This window comes from Rhizobium sp. BG4, from assembly GCF_016864575.1.
In the GTDB taxonomy this organism is placed as follows: Bacteria; Pseudomonadota; Alphaproteobacteria; order Rhizobiales; family Rhizobiaceae; genus Rhizobium.
In genome coordinates this window covers 4,013,013-4,021,878 of record NZ_CP044125.1, presented here as the reverse complement: position 1 = coordinate 4,021,878, position 8,866 = coordinate 4,013,013, and the positions used below count along the sequence as shown (strand labels likewise).

General features: G+C 61.9%; 8 protein-coding genes and 1 pseudogene. 8 read left to right on the top strand and 1 reads right to left on the bottom strand.

All coding sequences use genetic code 11. The features are described from left to right. Positions 1-3: 3 nt before the first annotated feature. Both F2982_RS20155 and F2982_RS20150 read left to right on the top strand, forming a co-directional pair. Positions 4-565, top strand: a pseudogene (locus F2982_RS20155) (FtsX-like permease family protein); the annotation flags it as partial. A 104-nt stretch (positions 566-669) separates the two neighbouring features. Then, entirely contained in the window at positions 670-1,284 is a 615-nt protein-coding gene (locus F2982_RS20150; protein ID WP_112711831.1) for a GntR family transcriptional regulator, read from the top strand. Between the two features lie 48 nt (positions 1,285-1,332). On the opposite strand, the gene F2982_RS20145 is transcribed toward F2982_RS20150, so the two are convergent. Then, positions 1,333-2,145, bottom strand: a complete 813-nt coding sequence (locus F2982_RS20145; RefSeq protein WP_203429983.1) for a ferredoxin--NADP reductase — start codon at positions 2,143-2,145, stop codon at positions 1,333-1,335. A 246-nt stretch (positions 2,146-2,391) separates the two neighbouring features. Between F2982_RS20145 and pcsA the strand changes: the two genes are divergently transcribed. Genes pcsA through F2982_RS20115 form a run of 6 tightly spaced genes read left to right on the top strand, consistent with a single transcriptional unit; the run spans position 2,392 to position 8,849 of the window. Then, complete coding sequence (pcsA, locus tag F2982_RS20140) at positions 2,392-3,120, top strand: phosphatidylcholine synthase (protein ID WP_112711833.1); 729 nt, start codon at positions 2,392-2,394, stop codon at positions 3,118-3,120. A 10-nt stretch (positions 3,121-3,130) separates the two neighbouring features. Next, a complete protein-coding gene (locus F2982_RS20135) occupies positions 3,131-4,111 on the top strand; it encodes a quinone oxidoreductase (RefSeq protein WP_112711835.1) in 981 nt (326 codons plus the stop codon). Positions 4,112-4,157: 46 nt separating this feature from the next. Beyond that, positions 4,158-5,732, top strand: a complete 1,575-nt coding sequence (locus tag F2982_RS20130) for an ABC transporter ATP-binding protein (protein WP_203428909.1) — start codon at positions 4,158-4,160, stop codon at positions 5,730-5,732. Next, positions 5,722-6,807 carry an ABC transporter permease gene (locus F2982_RS20125; RefSeq protein WP_203428908.1) on the top strand — a complete coding sequence of 362 codons (1,086 nt, stop codon included), beginning with the start codon at positions 5,722-5,724 and terminating at the stop codon, positions 6,805-6,807. The genes F2982_RS20130 and F2982_RS20125 overlap by 11 nt, the downstream gene beginning before the upstream one ends. Further along, complete coding sequence (locus F2982_RS20120; protein WP_199629300.1) at positions 6,804-7,724, top strand: ABC transporter permease; 921 nt, start codon at positions 6,804-6,806, stop codon at positions 7,722-7,724. The genes F2982_RS20125 and F2982_RS20120 overlap by 4 nt, the downstream gene beginning before the upstream one ends. A gap of 54 nt (positions 7,725-7,778) precedes the next feature. After that, positions 7,779-8,849: a BMP family ABC transporter substrate-binding protein gene (locus tag F2982_RS20115; protein WP_112711843.1), complete on the top strand. Its 1,071-nt coding sequence runs from the start codon at positions 7,779-7,781 to the stop codon at positions 8,847-8,849. The last annotated feature ends 17 nt before the right edge of the window (positions 8,850-8,866 follow it).

Here is an 8,866-nt window from a genome sequence, read left to right as displayed (position 1 = left end):
GCCAATGCGAATGTGCAGATGATCGTCATCTCGGCGCGCGATGGTGTCGAGACCTCCAAGATCCAGGACGAGACCGAAAACCTGCTGCGCGAGCGCCGCAAGATCATTCCAGGCCGCGAGGACGATTTCAACGTCAACGACATGACACAGATCGCCGAAGCGATGACCGGAACGACGACGCTGCTGACCGGCCTGCTCGGCGCCGTCGCCGCCATCAGTCTGCTCGTCGGCGCATCGGCATCATGAACATCATGCTGGTATCGGTGACCGAGCGAACCCGCGAGATCGGTATCCGCCTGGCGATCGGCGCGCTGGAGACGCAGGTCCTCATGCAGTTCCTCGTCGAGGCGGTGGCGCTGTCCTTGTTCGGCGGCATTACCGGTATCGTGCTCGGCATGGGATCGGTTTCGTTTCGGTGACGCTGCTGAAGGTGCCCTTCGTCGTCAGCCCGCTGATGATCGGCGTCGCCTTCGCCTTCTCGGCGGCGATCGGGATGATCTTCGGCTATTTTCCGGCCCGGCGTGCTGCCCAGCTGAACCCGATCGAGGCACTGCGTCACGAGTGACCTGAAGTCACCGCTCTTTGATATGTCATCCCCACACCCAACCTTGCCATTGCGCCGGATGCGTGTAAGGGATGATATATCAGTAAGTTGCGGCGGATCACCGAATGCAGAACTCGCAAAGTCACCAATCCTACCTGGCGCTTGAGCACGCGATCGTGACGCTCGCTGTGAAGCCCGGTGCCATGGTGACGGAGCGCCAGCTGATCGACATGACCGGCCACGGCCGCACGCCGGTGCGCGAGGCGATCCAGAAGCTCGCGTGGCAGGGCCTGATCATCGTGCGCCCGCGCGTCGGCCTGCAGATTGCTGAGATCGGCCCTGACGACCACGCCAGCGTCATGCAGGTGCGCCGCGAGCTGGAGCCGATTGCCGCGGCCCTCGTTGCCGAGCACGCGAACGAGGATCAGCGCGAGGCGCTCGCCGGCTGCGAGAACGCCATGCGGGCCTGCGCCGATAGCGGCGATCTTGCTGCCTTCTTCGCTGCCGACAAGGCGTTCGACGAAGTGCTGGAGGAGGCCTGTCCCAACCAGTTCATCACCGCGGCGCTCGGCCCGGTGCAGACCCATTCGCGCCGCATCTGGTACTCGACCGCCAACCCGTCCCGCATGGAGCGCTCGATCGCGCTGCATGTCGCAACGATCGAGGCGATCCGCGAGGGACGCACCGACGCCGCCCGTGACACGATGACCGTACTCATCGACTATCTCAGCCAGAAATGAAAACGGCCCCGTTTCCGGAGCCGTTTGCAATCAGATTGTCTGGAACGATCAGCCTACAAAGGCGCGTTCGATGACGAACTCGGCCGGCTTGCTGTTGGCGCCTTCTTCCAGGCCCGCCTTTTCGAGCAGTTCCTTGGTGTCCTTCAGCATGGCCGAGGAGCCGCAGATCATGCCGCGGTCGATCGCCGGATCGATCGGCGGGATGCCGAGATCGGTGAACAGCTTCCCGGACTCGATGAGGTCGGTAATACGGCCGGTGCGCTCGAAATCCTCGCGGGTCACGGTCGCATAGTGGCGCAGCTTGTCGCCGACGATTTCGGCGAGCAGCTCGTCGTTGCGGATTTCGTCAACGAGGTCGAAGCCGTATTTCAGTTCGGCAACGTCACGCGTCGTATGGGTGAGGATGACTTCCTCGAACTTCTCATAGGTCTCGGGATCGCGGATCAGACTGGCGAAGGGTGCTATGCCGGTGCCGGTCGAGAACATGTAGAGGCGCTTGCCGGGGGTCAGCGCGTCGAGGACCAGCGTGCCGGTCGGCTTTTTGCGCATCAGCACCTGGTCGCCAGGCTTGATGCCCTGCAGATGTGAGGTCAGCGGGCCATCCGGAACCTTGATCGAGAAGAATTCGAGCTCTTCGGCCCAGGCCGGGCTGGCGATCGAATAGGCGCGGAATACCGGCTTGCCCTCGACCATCAGGCCGATCATCGCGAACTCGCCCGAGCGGAAACGGAAGCCCTGCGGCCGGGTCATCGTGAAGCGGAAGAGCCGGTCGGTATAATGGGTCACGCTCAGCACCGTTTCGGCATAGACGTTTGCCGGAATGGAGGAGGCGAAATCTTCGGTCTTTGCAGGGGCGTTCATTTCGGTATCGGATCCCGTATTCATCGCACGAAAGTTCTATTGCGAGGCTGATATTACAAAACCACCGCAAATTAAAGGCAATCCATTCTCTGCCGCGTGCCAGCTGCGAAATATGCATGTCATTCTCATGATTCAACGCTCTGTGGGCTGTTTTCGCTTTTGATCTGGCGGAGCGGGGCAAAGGATGCATATTAGGGCCAAAACGCGCCCGGGAGTATCAGGGAGCGGCAGGCGCTACGGGGAAACATGAAGATTTTCAATTACAAGCGCGTACCCTACGCGGAGATGCGCGCCTTTTCCGTCCATATTCTGACGGCTTCCGGCTCCTTTCTGGCCTTCCTCGGCGTTGTGGCCGCTGCCGAACATCGTTTCATCGACATGTTCTGGTGGCTGGGCCTGGCGCTCCTCGTCGACGGCATCGACGGCCCGATCGCCCGCAAGGTGCGGGTCAAGGAAGTGCTGCCGAACTGGTCGGGCGACACGCTCGACAACATCATCGACTACGTCACCTACGTACTGCTTCCGGCCTTCGCGCTCTATCAGAGCGGCATGATCGGCGAGCCCTGGTCTTTTGCCGCCGCCGGCATGATCGTCGTCTCCAGCGCCATCTACTATGCCGACATGGGCATGAAGACCGAGGAATACTTCTTCTCGGGCTTCCCCGTCGTTTGGAACATGATCGTCTTCACGCTCTTCGTCATGGATGCGAGCGCGATGACGGCGATGATCGTCGTCACGGTCTCGGTATTCCTGACGTTCCTGCCGATCAATTTCCTGCATCCGGTCCGCGTCAAGCGCCTGCGGCCGCTCAATCTCGGCGTCTTCTTTCTCTGGTCGGCGCTCGGCATCTATTCGCTGCTGATGCATTTCGACATGCCGCATTGGGCGGTTGTCCTCTTCATCATCAGCGGTATCTATCTCTACTGCATCGGCGCCGTGCTGCAGTTCTTCCCGGCGCTTGGAAAGAGCGAATAGGACAGGCGCAATGGCAAAGACGCAGGCAGTCGCATTCACCCGCAATGGCGGCCCGGAGGTTCTTGACTATGTGGATGTCGATCTGCCGCCGCCCGGCGCCGGCGAGGTGCAGCTGAAACATGCTGCGATCGGCCTGAACTTCATCGACGTCTATTTCCGCGACGGCACCTACAAGGCGCCGCATCTGCCCTTCGTCACCGGTAAGGAAGCCTCCGGCACCATCACCGCTGTCGGCCCGGGCGTGACCGGCTTTGCCGTCGGTGACCGGGTGGCCTATGCCAGCGCCGATGGCGCCTATAGCGTCGAGCGCAACATCGACACCAAGCATCTGGTCAAGGTGCCCGACGGCATCAGTCTCGAGACTGCAGCGGCGATGATGCTCAAGGGCATGACGGCCGAGTATCTGCTGAACCGCACTTTCAAGGTCGGCCCGGAAACGGTCCTGCTGTTCCACGCCGCTGCCGGCGGCGTCGGCCTGATTGCCGGCCAGTGGGCGAGGGCGCTCGGCGCTACCGTCATCGGTACGGCGGGATCGGACGACAAGGTCAAGCTGGCGCTCGAGCACGGTTACGATCACGTCATCAACTACAGGACCGAAAACTTCGTCGAAAGGGTGAAGGAAATCACCGGCGGCAAGGGCGTCGATGTCGTCTATGACTCCATCGGCCGCGACACCTTCCCGCACTCGCTCGACTGCCTGAAGCCGCGCGGTCTCTTCGCCTCCTTCGGTCAATCCTCTGGCGGCATTGAGAATTTCACGCTTGCCGCACTCGCCCAGCGCGGCTCGCTCTTCGCCACCCGGCCGACGCTCTTCAGCTATATTGCGACACCGCAAGAGCTTAAGGATTGTGCAAACGCGCTATTTGCTGTTGTGCTGAGCAACAAAGTGCGTATCAATATCAATCAAACATATCCGCTACGTGAGGTGGGACGGGCTCACACGGATCTGGAAGCAAGAAAAACGACTGGAACTACGCTGCTGATCCCATAGAGATTCCGTGAAAAAGGACGGATCGGCAGAGAGAAATGAGGGGAACGTGTCGTCATCCAATGCGCCGTCGTCGGGTGCGTTACTGTCGGTCCAGAAGCTGACCAAGCATTTCGGCAGCTTTGCTGCCTGCAATGAAATCGACCTCGATATAGCCCCCGGCGAAATCCACGCTCTGCTTGGAGAAAACGGTGCGGGAAAATCGACCCTGGTGAAAATGCTGTTCGGCGTGCTGGAGCCGACGGCTGGTCACATCCTCTGGGAAGGCAAGCCCGTCACCATCGGCTCCCCCGGCGAGGCCCGCAATCTCGGCGTCGGCATGGTCTTCCAGCACTTCTCGCTGTTCGAAGCGCTGACCGTCGCCGAAAATATCGCTCTCTCGCTCGCTGACACCATCCCGATCGGCAAGATCGCCGAAGAGGCACGCACGCTGTCGCGCGCCTACGGCCTGCCGCTCGATCCGCATGCGCATGTCGCCGACCTCTCGGTCGGCGAACGCCAGCGCATCGAGATCGTCCGCGCCCTGCTGCAAAACCCGAAGCTGATCATCCTCGATGAGCCGACCTCGGTGCTGACGCCGCAGGAAGCCGACAAGCTGTTCGAGACACTCTTCAAGCTGAAGGCCGAGGGCCGCTCCGTTCTCTATATCAGCCACCGTCTCGAGGAAGTGCAGCGCATCTGCGACCGCGCCACCGTTCTTCGCCACGGCAAAGTGACCGGCGCCTGCGATCCGAAGCAGGAAACGCCGGCGTCGCTGGCCCGCATGATGGTCGGCAGCGATGTCGCGGCCGTCACCCATCCCGACCGCGGCAACAAGGGCGAAGTCCAGCTCGCGGTGACCGGCCTTTCGGTCTCTGCGCGTACTCCCTTCGCCATGCCGCTCAAGGACGTCTCTTTGGCTGTCCGCTCCGGCGAAATCCTGGCGATCGCCGGTGTGGCCGGTAATGGTCAGAGCGAACTCTTCGATGCGCTCTCCGGCGAATATCCCGTTGCCGAGCCGAACGCCGTGATGATCCGCGCAAAACCGGTCGGTACCCTCGGCATCACCGCTCGCCGTCTTCTCGGCGCCGGCTTCGTCCCGGAAGAACGCCACGGCCACGCCGCTGTCTCGGCCATGAAGCTGTCGGACAATCTGGTGCTGGCGCGCAGCCAGTCGGATCGCAAGTCCTTCCTTGGCGGAGGCTTCCTCGGTGTCATCAAGCACGGCGCAGTCAAGACCGCCGCGCGCCGCATTTCCGAAGCCATGGATGTCCGCAAGAGCGGAGACGATCCGGCGGCTGGGTCGCTCTCGGGCGGCAACCTGCAGAAGTTCATCGTCGGCCGCGAGCTCGACCGCCAGCCGGCCGTCCTCGTCGTCAATCAGCCGACCTGGGGCGTTGATGCCGGTGCTGCAAGCCGCATCCGTCAGGCTCTGGTCGATCTGGCCCGTGCCGGTTCTGCCGTCGTCGTCATCAGCCAGGATCTCGACGAGATCTTCGAAGTCGCGACCGAGATCGCCGTCATCTCTGAAGGGCGTCTGTCGCCGCCATTCCCGTCGGGCGAACTGACCCGCGAAAAGATCGGCCTGCTCATGGGCGGCCTGCATGAAAGCAAGCCCGCTGCGGAGGCCGGACATGCGCATTGAACTCGAAAAGCGTCCGCAGGTCTCGAAGCTTTACGCCTTCGTCTCGCCGCTGCTCGCACTGGCCCTGACGTTGATTGCCGGCGCCATCATGTTCGCCATTCTCGGCAAGGACCCGATCGAGGCGCTCGACGCCTTCTTCATCGAGCCGCTGCTCGAAGTCTGGTCGCTGCACGAACTGGCGATCAAGGCCGCACCGCTGATCCTGATCGCTGTCGGCCTGTCGGTCTGTTACCGTTCGAACAACTGGAACATCGGCGCCGAAGGCCAGTTCACGGTTGGCGCGATCACCGGTTCGATCCTGCCGATCGTCTTCACCGAATGGCATTCGCCGATGGTGCTGCCGCTGATGCTGATCATGGGCGCGATCGGCGGGGCGCTGTTTGCAGCAATCCCGGCACTGCTCAAGGCGCATTTCAACACCAACGAAATCCTGACTTCGCTGATGCTGGTCTATATCGCCCAGCTCTTCCTCGACTGGCTGATCCGCGGCCGCTGGCGCAATCCGCAGGGCTTCAACTTCCCTGAAAGCGTCGGCTTTCCGCCGGAAGCGACTTTGCCCGCGATCTGGGAGGAGTCCGGCCGCGCGCATTGGGCCTTCATCTTCGCGATCGTTGCCGCGATCCTCGTCTGGTTCATGATGAAATACACGCTGAAGGGCTTCGAGATCGTCGTCCTCGGGCAGTCGGAACGGGCAGGGCGTTTTGCAGGCTTTTCCTCGAAGCGGATGATCTGGTTCGGCTTCCTGTTCTCAGGCGCTCTGGCCGGTCTCGCAGGCATTTCCGAAGTCTCCGGTTCGATCGGCCACCTGCAGCCGGCGATCTCGCCGGGTTATGGCTTTACCGCGATCATTGTCGCCTTCCTCGGCCGCCTTAATCCGCTCGGCATCATTCTCTCCGGCCTGGTGCTGGCGCTGACCTATCTCGGCGGCGAGGCAGCGCAGCTGTCGATTGGTGTCTCCGACAAGGTTACGCGCGTCTTCCAGGGACTGCTGCTGTTCTTCGTGCTCTCCTGCGACACGCTCATCTACTACAAGATCCGCATCATCTGGTCGCGGGTTCGGGGAGGCGCGGCATGAGCATCTTCGAAGCAATCCTGCTGACGGTCATCACCGCCTCCACGCCGCTGGTCATCGCCGCACTCGGCGAACTCGTGGCCGAGCGTTCTGGCGTGCTCAATCTCGGTGTCGAGGGCATGATGATCATGGGTGCCGTTGCCGCCTTCGCCGGTGCGCAGATGAGCGGCTCTCCCTATGTCGGCCTGATCTGCGGCATCGCCGCCGGCGCGCTGTTTTCGCTGCTCTTCGGCTTCCTGACGCTGACGCTGGTCGCAAACCAGGTGGCGACGGGGCTGGCGCTGACCATTCTCGGCCTTGGCGTGTCAGGCATGCTCGGCGAATCCTTCGTCAGCGTTCCCGGTATCCGGCTGAGCCCCATCGTCTTCCCGTTCCTGTCGGATATTCCGGTGATCGGCTCGGTGCTGTTCCGCCAGGACCTGACCTTCTACCTGTCGATCGCGCTCTTGGTCGGCGTCAGCTGGTTCCTGTTCCGCAGCCGTGCCGGGCTAAAGCTGCGCGCCATCGGCGACAATCACGCTTCGGCCCATGCGCTCGGCATCAACGTCATCCGCACCCGCTATCTCGCCGTCATCTTCGGTGGCGCCTGCGCCGGTCTTGCCGGCGCGCAGCTGTCGCTCGTCTATACGCCGCAATGGGTGGAGAACATGTCGTCGGGCCGCGGCTGGATCACGCTGGCACTCGTCGTCTTTGCCTCCTGGCGTCCGCTGCGTGTCTTCGCCGGCGGCTATCTGTTCGGCGCCGTCACCATTCTGCAGCTGCATGCCCAGGCCTTCGGCATCGGCATTCCGGCACAGTTCCTGTCGATGCTGCCCTATGCGGCCACTATTGTGGTTCTCATCATCATTTCTCATAATCGGCGCACGACGTTGATCAACACGCCCGCGTCGCTTGGAAAAGCCTTCGTACCGGAGCGATAGAAGAAAAAATCAGACGGGTTTCCGGAAATCTCTTCAAAACCAACAGGGGTCACCATGAAGAAAATAGCACTCGCACTCGCCGCATCGGCTGCCGCGCTGATCAGCGTCGGTTCCGCTCAGGCGGCGGACAAGACCAAGATCTGCTTCGTCTATGTCGGTTCGCACACCGACGGCGGCTACTCGCAGGCACACGATCTCGGCCGCCAGCAGATCCAGAAGGAATTCGGCGACAAGATCGAAACGCCTTACCTCGAAAACGTGCCGGAAGGCCCGGACGCCGAGCGCGCCATCGAGCGTCTCGCCCGTTCCGGCTGCAAGCTGATCTTCACGACCTCCTTCGGCTTCATGGACGCGACCGTCAAGGTTGCCGCCAAGTTCCCGAACGTGAAGTTCGAACACGGCACCGGCTACAAGACCGGCCCGAATCTCGCGACCTACAACTCGCGTTTCTACGAAGGCCGCTACATCCTCGGCCAGATCGCTGCCAAGACCTCGAAGAACCACGGCGCTGCCTACATCGCCTCCTTCCCGATTCCTGAAGTCGTGATGGGCATCAACTCCTTCGAGCAGGGCGCCAAGTCCGTCGACCCGAGCTTCAAGCTGAAGGTCATATGGGTCAACACCTGGTTCGACCCGGGCAAGGAAGCCGATGCCGCCAAGGCGATGATCGACCAGGGCGTCGACGTCCTGACGCAGCACACCGACACGACCGCGCCGATGCAGGTTGCTGAAGAGCGCGGCATCCACGCCTTCGGTCAGGCCTCCGACATGATCGCAGCCGGCCCGAAGGCACAGCTGACGGCGATCGTCGACACCTGGGGCAACTACTACTCCAAGCGCGTTCACGCGCTGCTCGACGGCACCTGGAAGTCCGAGCAGAGCTGGGATGGCCTGAAGGACGGTATCCTCAAGATGGCCGACTACACCAACATGCCTGACGACGTGAAGAAGATGGCGCAGGATACCGAAGCCAAGATCAAGTCCGGTGAACTGCATCCCTTCACCGGCCCGATCAACAAGCAGGACGGTACGCCCTGGCTGAAGGCCGGCGAGAAGGCTGATGACGGCACGCTGCTCGGCATGAACTTCTACGTCGAAGGCGTCGACGACAAGCTGCCGCAATAATATCCGGCCGCAACTTT